The sequence below is a fragment of the Azonexus fungiphilus genome, from assembly GCF_003634965.1.
Classification (GTDB): Bacteria; Pseudomonadota; Gammaproteobacteria; order Burkholderiales; family Rhodocyclaceae; genus Azonexus; species Azonexus fungiphilus.
The window spans coordinates 151,629-168,811 of sequence record NZ_RBXP01000015.1; the positions used below are offsets into that span (position 1 = coordinate 151,629).

Consider the following 17,183-nt stretch of genomic DNA (forward strand, 5'->3'; position numbering starts at 1 on the left):
GACGGTGCGCTCGCAGTCCGCGTGAATCAGCACTCTGGCTTTGCGGCGTGCGACCGAAGTTGCCTGTTCTGCGATTGGAGCAAATTTGCCCATTTTTCATGCCAGTTCGCGAGAGTCATCGTCACCGGGCCTGCGCCTTTTCGGGAGGATGCATCCCGAAGCCTTGCCCTGGATCGTTCTTGGCCTGTTCCTGTTGCTGACCTTCGGCGCCTGGTATCTGGCGCAGGAAATGGCCAGTCGCCGGACCAGCGAACGCTTCCTCTATCGCGCCGAAAAGGAGCGCGATTACATCCTCCAGCGGATGTCCGCCCATCAGCAGGTGCTGCGCAGTGCGGCCGCTTTCTTCGAAGCCAGCGATCACGTCAGTCGTGACGAATGGCGGCGCTATGTCGACCATCTCGATCCGGATGACATTCTGCACGGTGCACAGGGCGTCGGGCTGGCAATGCTGGTGAAGCCGGCCGACAAGACGGCGTTCGAGGAGCGACTCAGGGCGGAAGGCTTCTCGCCCCATCAGATCAGGCCGTCGGGTGTGCGCGAGCTATACAGCAGCGTGCTCTATCTTGAACCGCAGAATGACCGCCACCGGCGGGCGATCGGCTACGACATGCTGACCGACGAGATGCGTCGTGCAGCCATGGAACGGGCGCGCGACAGCGGTCGCCCGGCGTTGACCGGCAAGGTCATCCTCAAGCTCGAACCGGACGGCCCGGCGCAGCAACCCGGATTCCTGATCTACCTGCCGGTCTATCGTGTCAACCTGCCGCGCGAGACCGTCGAGCAGCGGCGAGATGCCGTGCTCGGTTTTGTTTTCATTCCTTTCCGGGCCGGCGATCTGCTGAACAAGATCATGGCCGGCCGGGAAAAAGACCTGGATTTTTCGCTGTTCGACGCCAAGGTGGCGCCGGAAAACCTGCTTTACGCGACCCGGGCGGATGGAGAGCAACGGCCAGTCGGTCGCCATTTCGTCGAATTGCCGCTGGAACTCGGCGGACATCGCTGGATTGCCCGGTTCCAGAGTCGTCCCGAGTTCGATGCGGCGTTCGCCAGCAACCTGCCGCAAAGCATTGCCGGTTATGGCCTGTTGCTGGGTGTGATGATCTTCGGGCTGCTTTATGGCAGTGCCCGTTACAACCGGCGGGTCGAGGCGATTGCCCGGCGCTTGCAGGAAAGCGAGCAATCGTTGCGCAGCGTTCTCGACAACTCGCCAGATGCGGTTTTCATCGCCCGCCCGGATGGCCGTTACGATTACGTGAACCAGAAAGCCGGTGAGTTCGTCGGCTATACCAATGCCGAACTGCTGGCCATGGATATCGATGCGCTTTCTCCGGCGGAACTGAGCGACAAGCATCATCGCGTCTTCGAACGGATCGTCGCTGAGGGGTACTGTTTTGCCGAGATTGAACTGCGCCGCAAGGATGGTTCGAGTGCCTTCGCCGAAATGAGCGCCGTCTTGCTGCCGAATGGCAATGTCCTCGCCCTGTGCCGGGACATCGCCCTCCGGCGCCAGGCGGAACAGGCACTGCTGGCCGCCGAGCGCAAGTTCCGTGGCCTGATCGAGCAATCGCTGGTCGGCGTCTACATCATCCAGGACGGTCGTTTCCCCTACGTCAACCCGCGTTTCGCCGAGATGTTCGGTTTCACCAGCCCGGACGAAGTGATCGAACGGGTTGCCGTCAGCGATCTGGTGGCGCCGGAAGCGCGGGAAACGGTGGCGGAAAACCTGCGCCGGCGCGTCAGCGGCGTGGTCGAGGCGGTCAACTATTCCTTCGTCGGCCTGCGTCGGGATGGCACTCGAATCGATGTCGAGGTCTACGGCCGGGTCATGGAACATGAGGGACGGCCGGCCGTGATCGGGGTTTTGCTCGATGTTTCCGAACGCAAACGGGTCGAAGCCGAGCTTGAACAGAACCGGCTGCATCTGGAAGAACTCGTCGCCGCCCGAACCAGCGAGTTGTTGCTCGCCAAGGATGCCGCCGAGGCCGCCAACCGGGCGAAGAGCAGTTTTCTCGCCAACATGAGCCACGAACTGCGCACGCCGATGAATGCCATCATCGGCCTGACCGGCATCCTGCAGCGGCGTTACGACGATCCGGTGCTGTCGGACAAGCTGGACAAGATATCCGGGGCGGCCAGGCATCTTCTCCACCTGCTCAACGACATCCTCGATCTCTCCAAGATCGATGCCGAGCGGCTGACGCTCGAGCGTGTGCCCTTCCGTTTCGGCAGCCTGCTTGCCGATGTCGATAGCCTGATTCACGAGCGCCTGACGGCGCGTCATCTGATCCTGGACCGACAGATCGATCCGCGTCTTGCCAATCTCGAACTGCTTGGCGATCCGCTGCGCCTGCAGCAGATACTGCTCAATCTGGTGACCAACGCAGTGAAGTTCACCGAACAGGGGGGCGTCGTGATTGCGCTCAGGGTCGAGGCCGAAAGCAGCGATTCGATCACGCTGCGGTTGAGCGTCGAAGATAGTGGCATCGGTATCGCTGCCGATGCCGTGCAGCGGATTTTCGAACCCTTCGAGCAGGCCGATAGCTCGACCACCCGCCGCCACGGCGGTACCGGCCTCGGGCTCGCGATCTGCAGGCGGCTGGTGGAGTTGATGGGCGGCCGGATCGAGGTCGAGAGCACGCCAGGTATCGGTAGCTGTTTCAGCTTCGTGCTGTGCTTTGCCAAGGTGGATAGCGCGGCGGCTCAGGCGGCGGCGACCCGTGTCGGGGGCAGCGAAGTCGAAAGCACCATCCGCCGCGATTATGGTCACCGGCGGGTTTTGCTGGTCGAGGACGATCCGGTCAACCAGGAGGTTGCCCGCGAACTGCTCGGGGAGTCGCTCGGCCTTGCCGTCGACGTTGCTTCCGATGGCGCCGAAGCCGTGCTCAAGGCCGGTAGCTCCGCCTACGACCTGATCCTGATGGATGTGCAGATGCCGGTGATGGATGGCCTGGCTGCAACCCAGGCCATTCGCCAGCTTCCCGGGTACGCGACGACGCCGATCCTGGCGATGACCGCCAACGCCTTCGTCGAAGACCGCCGCCGCTGCCTGGCAGCCGGCATGAACGACTTCATCACCAAGCCGGTTGATCCGGATGTGCTGTTTCTGGTGATGATGCGCTGGTTCGAGCAGGGAGACACCAGCGGCGGTCGTTGACCGAGCCGGTCCGCGTGGCGCAGGTCGGCGGACCAGGAAGGTTGCGCACCATCCTGGTGCCATGTCCCCCGACATCAAGCCTTCATCGAGTGCGTCCGACAATGCGCGGGCATACGAATCAATGCCTTGCAAGCTGGTTCGCGTCTTGCTTTTGTCCTGTCAAACAAACTCGCCGGAGCTTTCCCGTGTCCAAACACGTCGCCTTGAGCCATGTCACCAAGTACAAGTACGACCGTCTGATCAATCTCGGCCCGCAGGTGATCCGCCTGCGGCCGTGCCCGCATTCGCGCACGCGGATCCTGTCGTATTCGCTGCGGGTCGCGCCGGACAAGCATTTCATCAACTGGCAGCAGGACCCGCAGGGCAATTACCTGGCGCGCCTGGTGTTCCCGGAGAAGACACGCGAGTTCAGCTTCGAGGTCGACCTGGTCGCCGAGATGTCGGTGATCAATCCCTTTGATTTCTTCCTCGAGCCGCATGCCGAGGAGTTTCCGTTCGACTACGAGGCCTGGCAGCGCCACGAGCTGACGCCCTACCTCTACAAGGTCGCCGGCGGCGAACTGTTCGACCGCTATGTCGCGGCGATCCCGCGCGCGAAGAAGCGCAGCGTCGATTTCCTGGTCGCGCTCAACGCGCAGTTGCAGGGCGACATCGGCTACACGATCCGGATGGAGCCGGGGGTGCAGACGCCCGAGGAAACCCTGCGCAAGAAGACCGGGTCGTGCCGCGATTCGGCCTGGCTGCTGGTGCAGATCCTGCGCCATCTGGGGCTGGCGGCGCGTTTCGTTTCCGGCTATCTGATCCAGTTGACCGCCGACGTCAAGTCGCTCGACGGCCCCTCCGGGCCGGAGGCCGATTTCACCGACCTGCACGCCTGGGCCGAGGTTTTCCTGCCCGGCGCCGGCTGGGTCGGGCTCGATCCGACCTCCGGCCTGTTCGCCGGCGAAGGCCACATTCCGCTGGCGTGCACGCCGGAGCCGGCGTCCGCGGCGCCGGTCACCGGCGCCATCGACGAGTGCGAGACCGAGTTCGAGCACCACATGCAGGTCACCCGGATCTGGGAGGCGCCGCGCGTCACCAAGCCGTACACCGACGAACAGTGGCTCGAGATCGAGGGCCTCGGCCACCGCATCGACGACGAGCTGCTGCGCATGGACGTGCGCCTGACCCAGGGCGGCGAGCCGACCTTCGTCTCGGCCGACGATCCCGACGGCGCCGAGTGGAACACCGCGGCGCTCGGCCCGACCAAGCGCCTGCTTGCCGCCGACGTCTTCCATCGCCTGCGCGAGAAGTACGCGGCGCAGGGCCTGATGCACTTCGGCCAGGGAAAGTGGTATCCCGGCGAGCAGTTGCCGCGCTGGTCGCTCAACTGCTTCTGGCGCAAGGACGGCCAGCCGGTCTGGCAGAACCCGGCGCTGTACGCCAACGAGCACAAGGATTACGGCGTCACCGCCGAGCATGGCGAGCGCTTCCTCAAGCGCGTCGCCGAACGCCTCGGGGTGACCTCGGACTACGTCTTCCCGGCCTACGAGGACGTCTATTACTACCTGTGGCGCGAACGCCGCCTGCCGGGCAACGTCGATCCGTTCGACTCGCGCGTCGACGATCCGCTCGAGCGCGCCCGCCTGACCAAGGTGTTCACCCAGGGCCTCGACCACGTCGTCGGCCACACGCTGCCGATCATGAAGAACCTCGCCAACGTCTGGCAGAGCGGCCCGTGGTTCCTGCGCGCCGAGCGCTGCTACCTGTTCCCGGGCGATTCGGCGATGGGTTACCGCCTGCCGATCGATTCGCAGCCCTGGACGGCGAGCAGCGATTACCCCTATGTCAATCCGCCGGACGCCGAGACGGCGACCGACCCGCTCGCCAGCTACGCCGCGCTGCGCGCCCGCGTCGGCGGCCAGGCCGGGTCTCGTGCGCCGCAACAACAGCAACGGCCGGCGCCGGGGCGCGCCCGGCCCTGGGAGAAGGCGACCGACACGGTCCCCGGTTTCAAGGAATCGGCGGCCTGGATCACCCGCCTGGCAATGTGCGCCGAACCGCGCGACGGCCGGCTGTACATCTTCATGCCGCCGACGCAGACGCTCGACGACTACCTGGAAATCGTCGCCGCCGTCGAGTCGACCGCCGAAGAGATGGCGCTGCCGGTCATCCTCGAAGGCTACGAGCCGCCGTCCGACCCGCGCCTGACGCATTTCCGCGTCACCCCCGACCCCGGCGTGATCGAGGTCAACATCCATCCGGCGCGGAGCTGGGACCAGCTGGTCGACCAGACCACCCATCTCTACGAAGCGGCTTACTATTCGCGGCTGACCACCGAGAAGTTCATGCTCGACGGCCGCCATACCGGTACCGGCGGCGGCAACCACTTCGTGCTCGGCGGCGCGACGCCGAACGATTCGCCCTTCCTCCGCCGGCCGGACCTGCTGAAGAGCCTGATCGCCTACTGGCACAACCATCCCAGCCTGTCCTACCTGTTCTCCGGCCTGTTCATCGGCCCGACCAGCCAGGCGCCGCGCGTCGATGAAGCGCGCAACGACAGCCTCTACGAGATGGAGATCGCCTTCCGGCAGATTCCCGATCCCGGCGGCGTCGTCCAGCCCTGGCTGATCGACCGCATCCTGCGCAACCTGCTCATCGACGTCACCGGCAACACGCACCGCGCCGAGTTCTGCATCGACAAGCTGTATTCGCCGGACGGCCCGACCGGGCGGCTCGGCCTGCTCGAGCTGCGGGCCTTCGAGATGCCGCCGCATGCGCGCATGTCGCTGGCTCAGCAACTGCTCCTGCGCGGCCTGGTCGCGCGCTTCTGGAAGGCGCCGTACAGTCCGCCGAAGCTGGCGCGCTGGGGCACCGAACTGCACGACCGCTTCATGCTGCCGCACTTCGTCGAGCAGGATTTCGCCGACGTGATCGAGGAGATGCAGCAGGCCGGCTTCGCCTTCCGCAAGGAATGGTTCGCCCCGCATTTCGAGTTCCGTTTCCCGAAGTACGGCGATTTCGCGGTCAAGGGCATCGAGTTCGAACTGCGTCACGCCCTCGAGCCCTGGCACGTGATGGGCGAGGAGGGCGCGGTCGGCGGTACCGTGCGCTTCGTCGATTCCTCGCTCGAACGCGTCCAGGTCAAGGTCTCCGGCATGGCGCCGGACCGCTACCAGCTGACCTGCAACGGTGTCGCCGTGCCGCTGCAGAACACCGGCCGCAACGGCGAGTTCGTCGCCGGCGTGCGTTACCGCGCCTGGCAGCCGGCGTCCTGCCTGCATCCGACGATCGGCGTGCAGGCGCCGCTGGTGTTCGACATCGTCGATACCTGGATGCAGCGTTCGCTGGGCGGCTGCCAGTACCATGTCGCGCATCCGGGCGGGCGCAACTACGACGTCTTCCCGGTCAATTCGTTCGAGGCCGAGAGCCGTCGTCTGGCCCGTTTCTTCCGCTTCGGTCATACGCCGGGACGGGTCGTCGCGGCGCCGCCCGAGGTCAGCGCCGAGCACCCGTTTACGCTAGACTTGCGCCGTTTTTAACCGGGAAAAACCGCGGAATTTCGCGGTCGACCGCATGACAGGCCGAAAAACGGCCTGTTTCTTTTCCTCTCCATGGCCCGCACCCTTCTCGCCATCTATCCGCACAGTGGTCGCCGCTACGACGAAATGTTGATGGCGGACGGCAACGTGCGTCCGCACTGGCGGCGCTTCTTCGACCACCTCGACGCGGTCTCGCCCGAGGACATGCACCAGCGCCTCGATTTCGCCGACCGGCGGATCCAGGAGAACGGCGTCACCTACAACGTCTACGCCGACCCGAGCGGCGCCGACCGGCCGTGGGCGCTCGACCCGGTACCGCTGATCATCCCGCCCGAGGAATGGGCCGAGGTTTCGGCCGCGGTGGCGCAGCGCGCGGCGCTGCTCAACGCCATCCTGGCCGACCTATACGGCGAGCAGACCCTGCTCGCCAAGGGCCTCCTGCCGCCGGCGCTGGTCTACGGCCAGCACGGCTACCTGTGGCCGTGCCAGGGCGTCAGGCCGCCCGGCGACATCTGGCTGCACCACTACGCGGTCGACCTGGCGCGCTCGCCGAACGGCCGCTGGTGGGTCATTGCCGACCGCACCCAGGCGCCGTCCGGGGCCGGTTACGCGCTGGAGAACCGGCTGGTCGTCTCGCGCGTCTTCCCGGAAATGTTCCGCGACCTGCACGTCCAGCACCTTGCCGATTTCTTCCGCGACCAGCAGGAAGGCCTGACCGCGCTGGCGCCGCTCGATCCCGGCGAGCAGCCGCACATCGTTCTGCTGACGCCGGGGCCGTACAACGAAACCTACTTCGAGCACGCCTACCTGGCCCGCTACCTCGGTTTCCCGCTGGTCGAGGGGCAGGACCTGACGGTGCGCGGCGACACCGTGTACCTGAAGACGCTGCGCGGCCTCAAGCGGGTGCATGTGATCCTGCGCCGGCAGGACGACGACTACTGCGATCCGCTCGAACTGCGCGGCGATTCGGCGCTCGGCGTGCCCGGCCTGCTCAACGTCGCCCGCGCCGGCCGGGTGGCCATCGCCAACGCGCTGGGCAGCGGCCTGCTCGCTTCCGGCGCGCTGATGGGCTTCCTGCCGGCGATCTGCCGCGAACTGCTCGGCGAGACGCTGGCCATGCCGTCGGTCGGCACCTGGTGGTGCGGCGAGAAGCCGGCGCTCGAGTACGTCCGGGAAAACTTCGACGACCTGGTGATCAAGCCGGCCTATCCGACCCAGCGCATGGAGCCGGTCTTCGGCCACGAACTGGAGGGCGAGGCGCGTGCCGAGATGCTGCGCCGGATCGAGGCCCGGCCGCATGCCTATGTCGCCCAGGAAATGGTCAACCTGGCGCAGGCGCCGACCTGGAGCCGCGCCCACGAGCGCCGCCTGATCGCCCGCCCGGTCGGCCTGCGCGCCTATGCCGCGGTCAATGCCGAGGGCGAGTATTCGGTGATGCCGGGCGGTCTCACCCGCGTCGCCCAGGGCGCCGGTGCCCGCATCATCTCGATGCAGCGCGGCGGCGCCTCGAAGGATACCTGGGTGCTGAGCAACGGCCCGGTCAGCGAGTTCACGCTGCTCAAGTCGTCGTTCGGCGTGCGCGACCTGGTGCGTTCCGGGGCCAACCTGTCGTCGCGCGTGGTCGAGAACCTGTTCTGGCTCGGCCGCTATTCCGAGCGCTTCGACGACAGTGCCCGCCTGCTGCGCGTCGCCCTGGCCCGGCTCGTCGATGTCGGCGGCGAGAAGACGCCGGCCGTCGCCGCCATCCTCGAACTGGCCGAGACCCTGGAAGTCCTGCCGAAGCCCGAGGAAGATGGCGAGATCGGTGAGGGCAGCGAGCACGTGCTGCTCGAGGCGATCTACGATCCGGCCCAGCCGGGCAGCCTGGCCGGCAGCATCCGCAGCCTGATGTGGTCGGCGACGCACGTGCGCGAGCGCCTCTCGCTCGATCACTGGCAGTCGCTCAACCGCCTGCAGCGCGAACAGATCTCGGCGCAGAAGAAGCATCCGACGCTGACCGAGGCGATCGCCTTCCTCGACCGCGTGCTGCTCGTCTCGTCGTCGCTGAACGGCTTCGCGATGGACAACATGACCCGCGACGAGGGCTGGCGCTTCCTTATCGTCGGTCGCCGCATCGAGCGCCTGTGCTTCCTCGCCCGCGGCATCGCCGGCTTCCTGCGCATGAGTTCGGCGCGCGCCCAGGGCAGCCTCGACTGGCTGCTCGAGATGGCCGACTCGAGCATCACCTACCGCTCGCGCTATTCGCGCCACGCCGAACTGCTGCCGGTGATCGACCTGCTCGTTTTCGACGACAGCAACCCGCACGGCGTGATGTTCCAGGTCGACGTGCTCAGCCGCTACCTCGAACGCATGGCCGGCGAACTCGGTGCCGACTACGCCAGCCGCCTGCAGGCGGCGGCCAAGCGGCTTGCCGATTTCGACCTGGCGCCGTTCGAGCACCTGGCCTTCAGCCAGGGGCGCGGCTGCCAGCCGTGCGAGGAACTGGCCGGCCTGCTCGACCGCCTGGTCGGCGCCGCCAGCCACCTGTCGAACGGCCTGGGCATGCGCTACTTCACGCACGTCGGCGATGTCAGCCGGCAAACCATGGCGCTGTGAACATGCAAGCGGTCCGCTATCACGTCCTGCACGAGACGACCTACGAATACGGCAGCCCGATCTCGCTGTCGCAGCAGCAACTGCACCTGTCGCCGCGTTTCCTGCCGTGGCAGCAGGTGTTCGAGCAGCGCATCGACATCGCCCCGGCGCCGACCTGGCGGCGCGACGGCCTCGACGCCTTCGGCAACCCGGTCAGCTGGATTTCCTTCCATGCCCCGCACGACAGCCTGCGCATCCGCTCGGCGATGAACATCGCGGTCGTTCCGCACCCGACCGACGCGGCGACGCTGGCGGCCTCGCTGCCCTGGGATGTGCTGCGCGAGCGCCTGGCCTACGACGCCCAGGCGCCGCTGGTCGAGGACCTCGAGGCGACCCGCTTCCTCTTCGAGAGCCCGCACGTGCGCGTCAAGCACGAGCTGGCGCAGTACGCCGCCGACTGCTTCCCGCCGGGGACGCCGGTGCTGGTCGGGGCGCAGGCGCTGATGGCCAAGATCTTCGCCGAGTTCGAGTTCGACCCCGAGGCGACCACGGTGTCGACGCCGGTGCTCGAGGTGCTCGAGAACAAGCGCGGCGTCTGCCAGGATTTCGCCCACCTGATGATCGCCTGCCTGCGCGCGCTCGGCCTGGCCGCCCGCTACGTCAGCGGCTACCTGCTGACCCGACCGCCGCCGGGCAAGCCCCGGCTGATCGGCGCCGATGCCTCGCACGCCTGGGTTTCGGTCTATGCCCCGGGGACCGGCGACGATTGGGTCGATTTCGATCCGACCAACAACCTGCTGCCCGACACCGAGCACATCACGCTGGCCATCGGCCGCGACTTCTCCGACATCTCGCCGCTGCGCGGGATCATCCTCGGCGGCGGCAGCGCCGAACCCGAGGTGGCGGTCACCGTGGTCCCGCTCGACGAGGAGGAAATCCCGGCGGCGCTGCGCGACGACGCCGACTGATGCGCCGCGTCGCGATCATCGGCGGCGGACCGGCCGGCCTGATGGCGGCCGAGCGGGTGGCGCTGGCGCAGGCCGGGGCGTCCACGGTCGACCGCGTCGATATCGACATTTTCGACGCCATGCCCTCGCCCGGGCGCAAGTTCCTGATCGCCGGCGTCGGCGGCATGAACATCACCCACGCCGAGCCGCTGCCCGATTTCATCGCCCGCTACGCCGGCCGCGCCGGCGAGCTCGCGCCGCTGCTCGCCGATTTCGGCCCGCAGGCGCTGCGCGAATGGATCCACGGGCTCGGCATCGAAACCTTCGTCGGCACGTCCGGCCGCGTCTTTCCCCGGGAAATGAAGGCGGCGCCGCTGCTGCGCGCCTGGCTGCACCGGCTGCGCGGCCAGGGAGTGCGCCTGCATGCCCGGCACCGCTGGCTGGGCTGGACCGCCGACGGCCGCCTGCGCCTGGCGACGCCGGCCGGCGAGGTCGCGCTGGCAGCAGAGGCGACGGTGCTGGCACTGGGCGGCGGCAGCTGGGCCAAGCTCGGTTCCGATGGCGCCTGGGTGCCGCTGCTGGCCGCCGCCGGCATTCCGGTGGCACCGCTGCAGCCGGCCAACTGCGGCTTCGACGTCGCCTGGAGTCCGTATTTCCGCGAGCGTTTCGCCGGCGCGCCGGTCAAGGCGGTGATCGGCACTTGCGGCGGCTTGCGCCAGCAGGGCGAATTCAATGTCACCGCCGGCGGCATCGAGGGCGGCCTGGTCTATGCGCTGGCGGCGCCGCTGCGCGATGCGCTGGCCGCCGGCCAGCCGGCTCAGCTGTTCCTCGACCTGGCCCCGGGGCGCAGCCTCGAGCGCCTGCGCAGCGACCTGGCGCGGCCGCGCGGCCGCGATTCGCTGGCCAACCACCTGCGCCGCCAGGCCGGCATCGAGGGCGTCAAGGCGGCGCTGCTGCGCGAATTTTGCCCGCCCGAGGCGTTGACCGTCAGCGACCGGCTGGCCGCGGCGATCAAGGCGCTGCCGCTGCCGGTCGAGGCGCCGCGCCCGCTCGACGAGGCGATCAGCAGCGCCGGCGGGGTCCGCTTCGAGGCCCTCGATGCGGCGCTGATGGTGCGCGAACGGCCCGGCCTGTTCGTCGCCGGCGAGATGCTCGACTGGGAGGCGCCGACCGGCGGCTACCTGCTGACCGCCTGCCTGGCCACCGGTTTTCGCGCCGGCAACGGCGTCGTTGACTGGCTGCGCCGCCCGCGCTGAGGCTCAGGGCAGGGCGGCGAGGGCGCGGTCGAGCTGTTCGGCGGCGGCGGCGAAGTCGAAATCGGCGATGTGTCGCTCGAAGGCGGCGAATTCCCCGGCGAGCAGCTGGCGCAGCGGCTCGCCGTCGCTCTGCAGGCGCCCCTGGACGGCGAAGTCGCAATCCTTGAGTTGCTGGCTGAGCGAGGCCAGCCGCCGGCGCAATTCGGCCGGCGTCGCCTGGCCGTCGCCGCTCGGCGCCGCCGGCGGCGGCGTGATCAGCGCCGCGTGCAGCTGCCGGTAGGCGGTTTCGCAGGCAGCGACCAGCGGCAGGATGGCCGGCGTCGGCTGCTGCTGGCGGATCGCCTGGTCGAGGTCGGTGGCTGCCTGGAAGGTCGCCGTCGCGCCCAGCGTGCCGGCCGCGCCCTTGAGCGAGTGGGCCAGGCGGTGTGCCTCGTCGCGCTGGTCGGCGGCGAGCAGCTCGCGGATCCGGGCGAAATCGTCGAGATGGGTCTCGGCGAAGCTGCCGAGCAGCCGGCGGTAGATCGTCAGCTTGCCGCGCACCGCATGCAGGCCGGCCTTGCTGTCGAGGCCGGGGATGCGCGCCAGGCGTTCGAGCGCGGCGGCGTCGTCGGCCGCGGCCGTTTCCGGGATGGCCGCCGGTGCCGCCGGCGGGGCGCTTGCCGGCATCTCGTCGAGCACCTGCAGCGGCACCGTGAACCAGAATTCGCTGCCTTCGCCGGGCGTGCTGCTGACCCCGATCTCGCCGCCCATCAGTTCGACCAGCCGGCGGCAGATCGCCAGGCCGAGGCCGGTGCCGCCGTGGCGGCGGGTGGTCGAGCTGTCGCCCTGCTCGAAGGGATTGAACAGGTGCGCCTGTTGCGTGCGGGGAATGCCGAGGCCGGTGTCGGTGACCGAGAAACGCAGCTTGAGCGTGCGCCCTTCATGGGCCTGGGCCTCGACGGCGAGCAGGATGCTGCCGCGCTCGGTGAATTTGATCGCGTTCGAAAGCAGCTGGCCGAGCACCTGGCGGATGCGCGGGGCATCGCCGCACAGGCGGGCCGGCAGGCCGGGCGCCGGCAGCAGGCCGATGCCCAGGCCGCGCCCGCCGGCGCGGGCGACGAACTGGGCGCGGGTGTCGGCGAGCAGCTCGGCCAGCAGGAATTCGCTGCGTTCCGGGCTCAGGCTGCCGGCTTCCAGGCGCGACAGGTCGAGGATGTCGTTGAGCAGCTGCATCAGCTGGTTGGCGGCGTCGGCGACGCGGCCGAGACGGTCGCCGGCATCGCTGTCGCCGAAATCGCGCTGGAGCAGGTGGGTGAGCCCGAGGATGGCGTTCATCGGCGTGCGGATCTCGTGGCTCATGTTGGCCAGGAAGCTGCTCTTCGCACGGTTGGCTGCTTCAGCCTCTTCCTTGGCGCGCTGCAGCTGGCGCGTGCGCTGCTCGACCAGGTTCTCGAGTTCCTCGCGGTAGCGTGCCAGCTCGGCCTGGTCGCGCTTGCGCTCGCTGATGTCTTCCTCGATCGCCAGGTAATGGGTGATCGCGCCGTCCTTCTGGCGGACCGGCGAGATGATCGCGTTGGCGTGGTAGCGGCTGCCGTCCTTGCGCTGGTTGATGAACTCGCCGCGCCAGACCTCGCCGCGGCTGAGCGCCTGCCACAGGCGGGCGGCGTTGTCCGGGTCGCTGACCGCCGACTTGAGGAAGCGCGGATTCCGGCCGATCGCCTCGGCGGCGCTGTAGCCGGTGCAGGCGACGAAGGCGCGGTTGACGTATTCGATGTTGCCGTCGGCGCTGGTGATGACGACGCTGTGCGGGCTTTGCTCGATCGCCAGCGACAGCTTGCGCTGGCTGGCCTCGCCGGCGGCCAGCGCGAGCCGGGAGCGGTGGCTGCCGATGCCGCTGCCGAGTTCGCCGGCGAGGTCCTCGAGCAGGACGACCTCGTCGTCATCGATGACCTGGCCGGGCGCGAGGACGAGGCGCAGTTCGCCGACCAGCTGGCCGTCGCTATGCACCGGCAGTGGTCGCTCGTCGGCGGCGAGCGGGCTGCCGGCGGCGACGAAGCGGGCGCTGCGGTAGCCGCCGTGGTCGATCACCTGGCGGCAGACGGCGTCGATCAAGGCGCCCTCGTCGGCGGCCCGGATGATGCTGCGGGCGACACCGCCGAGCAGGCGCAGGGCGCGGTTCTGGCGTTCGATGCGCAGGCTGTCGGCGCGGCGCTGGCCGATGTCGGCGAGGACGCCGGTGACGATGCTCGGTTGCCCGTCCTCGTCGCGTTCGGCGACGCAGCCACGGTCCTCGACCCAGCGCCAGCTGCCGTCGCTGTGGCGGACCCGGTATTCGATCCGGTGCTGGCCGCTGGTTTTTGCCTGAAAAACACGGTCGACCGCCAGATCGTGCCCGGCCAGGTCGTCGGGGTGGATGCGCGCCCGCCATTCGGCGAGATTGCCCGGCAGCGTCTCGCCGAAGAACTGGCGCAGGCTTTCGCTGCACACCAGACGATCCTGGCGCGGCCGGTGTTCCCAGGCGCCGGCCCCGGCGGCGCCGAGGGCGAGGTCGAGCTGGGCCTGCAGGCGCAGGCGGTTGCGTTCCTCGCACAGGCGGGCGAGGGCGATCTCCATGTCGCGCAGCGCGATCTGCTCGAACAGCCGTTGCTGGCTGATGACGCCAACGACGTGTTCGCCGGCGAAGACGACCAGGTGGCGGACATGGTGCTCGTTCATCGCCGTCAGCGCCTCGGCCACCGGGCTGTCGACGGCGATGCCGCGGACCGGCGCGCTCATCACCTCGGCCAGGGCGACGCCGCCGCCTTCGGGGCGGCTGGCGAGCAGGCGCGGCACGTCGCGTTCGGTGAGGATGCCGACCGGCCGGCCACGGTCGCTGACCAGCACGTAGTCGCTGGCGAGCTGCAGCATCCGGCTCAGGGCCTCGTTCAGCGGCGCCGTCGGCGGCAGCTGCGGCATCTCGCGGTCCATCGCCGTTTCCAGCGTCTGCAGGTGATCGAAGGCGAGGCTGCCGAGGTGGCGGCGGAAATCGGTCTCGCTGACGATGCCGGCGGTGCTGCCGTCGCCGGCGATGACGACCAGGTGGCGGATGTGACGGGCGTCGATGAGCTTGCGCGCGGCGAGCAGGTCGAGTTCGGGCGGGGCCGTCACCAGCGGCTGCGACATCACCTCGGCGACCGGCGTGTCGGCGGGCAGCTGCCAGTGCAGCGCACGCAGCATGTTGCTTTCGGTGACGATGCCGACGGCGCGTTCGGGACTGCCGGCGAGCAGGCTGGAAATGCCGGCGCTGCTCATGATGCGGGCGACTTCGCGGAGCGGGGTGGCCGGATCGACGCAGCGCACGTCGCGGGTCATGATGTCGGCCAGGGTGGCGGGGAAAAGCTGGTTCATCGGGGATCGGGGTTGGCCTGGCGATAGTCGCGGATGGCGGCGCAGGTTTGCTGAAGGGCGAGTTCGAGTTCGGCGAAGGCGGTGGCGAGGGCGCTTGCCGGCGGGTCGGCGAGCAGGGCGTCGTTGAGCCGGCAGGCGGCGGCGTGGATGGTGCACAGGCCGAGCGTGCCGGCGACGCCCTTGAGGCTGTGGGCGAGCCGGCGGGCGTCCTCGAGCCGTTCTTCGCGACGGGCTGCGGCGAGCCGGCGGTCGTCGTCGCCGTGGCCGTCGATGAAGGCGCCGAGCAGGCGGTGGTAATTGGCGAGGTTGTTGCGCACGGTGCGCATCGCCTGCTCTAGGTCGATCCCGGGCAGCGCCGCCAGCTGCGCCCGTGCGTCGTCGGCCACCGGCGCCGGTGGCGCCGGGGCAGGCGCGAGCGGCGGGGCGCCGCAGTCGATCGGCAGCCATTTGACGATCGCGGCGTAGAGGTTGTCGGGATTGACCGGCTTGGCGATGTGGTCGTTCATGCCGGCTTCGAGGCAGCGCCGGCGGTCTTCGCCGAAGGCGTTGGCGGTCATCGCCAGGATCGGCGTCGTGCAGCCGTCGGCGCGCAGCTGGCGGGTGGCGGTTACGCCGTCCATGACCGGCATCTGCATGTCCATCAGGATGATGTCGTAGGTCTTGGCAAGGACCCGTTCGAGCGCCTCGGCGCCGTTGTCGGCGACGTCGATGACGAAGCCGACATCCTCGAGCAGTTCGCGGGCGACTTCCTGGTTGATCGGGTTGTCCTCGACCAGCAGCACCTGTGGCGGCGTCACCAGTTGCTTGAGGCAGTTCCCGGCGCCGGCGGTCAGGCCGTTGCCGACTTCGCTGCCGCAGGCCGGGCGCAGGCGGGCGGTGAACCAGAAGGTGCTGCCGACGCCGGGCTGGCTGCGGACGCCGGTCTCGCCGCCCATCAGCAGTGCCAGGTGGCGGGCGATCGCCAGGCCCAGCCCGGTGCCGCCGAAGCGCCGCGTGGTCGACCGGTCGGCCTGCTCGAAGGCCTGGAACAGGCGGTCGATCTGGGCGGCCTCGATGCCGATGCCGGTGTCGCTGACGGCGAAGCGGACGAGCAGGTCGTCGCTGGTTTTTTCGATCAGATCGACGTCGACCGTGATGCTGCCGTGTTCGGTGAACTTGGCCGCGTTGGTCAGGAAATTGAGCAGGATCTGGCCAAGGCGCAGCGGATCGCCGTGGAGCACGCCAGGCAGTTGCGGGTCGATGCGGGTGGCGAAGTCGAGGCCGCGCGAGCGGACGCGGTCGACGATCAGCGTGGCGGCATTGTCGATGATCTGCTGCAGCCGGAAATCGCTGGGGGCGAGCACCAGCTTGCCGGCCTCGATCTTCGAGATGTCGAGGATCTGGTTGATGATCGCGAGCAGGTGGTGGGCTGCGTCCTGGACCTTGCCGAGGCGCTCGAGCAGCGCGGCGTCGGTGGTCTGGCGGGTGGCCAGGTGGGTCAGGCCGATGATCGCGTTCATCGGCGTGCGGATTTCGTGGCTCATGTTGGCGAGGAAGGCGCTCTTGGCCCGGTTGGCCTCCTCGGCGGCGTCGCGGGCGCTGGCCAGCTCGCGGGTGCGCTCGGCGACGAGTTCCTCGAGGTGCATCCGGTAGCGGTCGAGTTCCTGGTTGGCCTGGCGCTGCTTTTCCTCGCGTTCGCGCAGGGCGCGTTCGTTGGCGACGCGTTGCGAGATGTCGGCGATGAAGACGACCAGGTAGGGGCTGCCCTCGACGTTGATCGTTTCCACCGACAGGCTGATTTCGCGCAGGCGGCCGTCGCGGCCGGCGCCGATGCTCTCGAAGCGGTCGATGCGGCCGTCGCGCCGGAGCAGTTCGACCAGCCGCTGGCGGTCGCCGGCGTCGGCCCACAGGCCGGCCTCGGTGGTCGTCTTGCCGAGCAGTTCCTCGCGCGTCCAGGCATATTCGCCGAGCAGCCGCTCGTTGACGTCAACCAGGCGGCCGTCGTCCCGGCGGGTGATGCAGGCGGCGACCGGCGCCGCCTGGAAGGCGATTGCGTAACGGGCGAGCGCCTGGCTTTCCTCGCGCAGCGCCAGCACCAGCGCATGCTCGCTTTCGCGTGCCTGGGCCAGCTGTTGTTCGCCGCGGGCGATCCGCGCGAACTTGCGGCGCAGCATCAGGTAGAGCAGGGCGCCGGTGACGGCGACGAACAGCCAGCCTTTGGCCAGTTCGGCCCAGCCGCGGTAGGTACTGTCGGTGAACAGCGTCTGCACGGCGAGATCGCTGAACAGGATCCAGGCGGTGCCGAGCGCCAGGTAGGCCAGCACCAGCTTGCGTGCGTCGCGGCTGTGTTCCGGATCGTCGGGGGCCGGCAGCTGGTTCATCCGGG

General features: G+C 68.7%; 7 protein-coding genes. 5 read left to right on the forward strand and 2 right to left on the reverse strand.

Features of this window, described 5'->3' with window-relative positions:
* Positions 1 to 148: 148 nt before the first annotated feature.
* The 5 genes from DFR40_RS10275 to DFR40_RS10295 all read left to right on the forward strand — a co-directional run bounded on the left by DFR40_RS10275 (position 149) and on the right by DFR40_RS10295 (position 11,452).
* Positions 149 to 3,154 (forward strand): CHASE domain-containing protein, encoded by a 3,006-nt coding sequence (locus tag DFR40_RS10275; RefSeq protein ID WP_121458399.1) that lies wholly within the window; start codon positions 149 to 151, stop codon positions 3,152 to 3,154.
* Between the two features lie 185 nt (positions 3,155 to 3,339).
* On the forward strand, positions 3,340 to 6,675 hold the full coding sequence (locus DFR40_RS10280; RefSeq protein WP_121458400.1) for a transglutaminase family protein: 3,336 nt from the start codon (positions 3,340 to 3,342) through the stop codon (positions 6,673 to 6,675).
* 72 nt (positions 6,676 to 6,747) lie between these two features.
* Positions 6,748 to 9,270, forward strand: coding sequence for a circularly permuted type 2 ATP-grasp protein (locus DFR40_RS10285; protein ID WP_121458401.1), 2,523 nt, complete (start codon positions 6,748 to 6,750; stop codon positions 9,268 to 9,270).
* Between the two features lie 2 nt (positions 9,271 to 9,272).
* Positions 9,273 to 10,217: a transglutaminase family protein gene (locus DFR40_RS10290; RefSeq protein ID WP_121458402.1), complete on the forward strand. Its 945-nt coding sequence runs from the start codon at positions 9,273 to 9,275 to the stop codon at positions 10,215 to 10,217.
* Positions 10,217 to 11,452 carry a TIGR03862 family flavoprotein gene (locus tag DFR40_RS10295; RefSeq protein ID WP_121458403.1) on the forward strand — a complete coding sequence of 412 codons (1,236 nt, stop codon included), beginning with the start codon at positions 10,217 to 10,219 and terminating at the stop codon, positions 11,450 to 11,452. The genes DFR40_RS10290 and DFR40_RS10295 overlap by 1 nt, the downstream gene beginning before the upstream one ends.
* 3 nt (positions 11,453 to 11,455) lie before the next feature.
* On the opposite strand, the gene DFR40_RS10300 is transcribed toward DFR40_RS10295, so the two are convergent.
* Positions 11,456 to 14,818, reverse strand: coding sequence for a CBS domain-containing protein (locus tag DFR40_RS10300; RefSeq protein WP_121458404.1), 3,363 nt, complete (start codon positions 14,816 to 14,818; stop codon positions 11,456 to 11,458).
* Positions 14,815 to 17,178, reverse strand: coding sequence for a PAS domain-containing hybrid sensor histidine kinase/response regulator (locus tag DFR40_RS10305; protein WP_121458405.1), 2,364 nt, complete (start codon positions 17,176 to 17,178; stop codon positions 14,815 to 14,817). The genes DFR40_RS10300 and DFR40_RS10305 overlap by 4 nt, the downstream gene beginning before the upstream one ends.
* Between the last annotated feature and the right edge of the window lie 5 nt (positions 17,179 to 17,183).

Excerpts from the sequence above, each read along its gene's own strand:
- DFR40_RS10275 (WP_121458399.1), top strand. The coding sequence starts at position 149 with ATGCATCCCGAAGCCTTGCCCTGGATCGTTCTTGGCCTGTTCCTGTTG.
- DFR40_RS10285 (WP_121458401.1), top strand. The coding sequence starts at position 6,748 with ATGGCCCGCACCCTTCTCGCCATCTATCCGCACAGTGGTCGCCGCTAC.
- DFR40_RS10290 (WP_121458402.1), top strand. The coding sequence starts at position 9,273 with ATGCAAGCGGTCCGCTATCACGTCCTGCACGAGACGACCTACGAATAC.
- DFR40_RS10295 (WP_121458403.1), top strand. The coding sequence starts at position 10,217 with ATGCGCCGCGTCGCGATCATCGGCGGCGGACCGGCCGGCCTGATGGCG.
- DFR40_RS10300 (WP_121458404.1), bottom strand. The coding sequence starts at position 14,818 with ATGAACCAGCTTTTCCCCGCCACCCTGGCCGACATCATGACCCGCGAC.
- DFR40_RS10305 (WP_121458405.1), bottom strand. The coding sequence starts at position 17,178 with ATGAACCAGCTGCCGGCCCCCGACGATCCGGAACACAGCCGCGACGCA.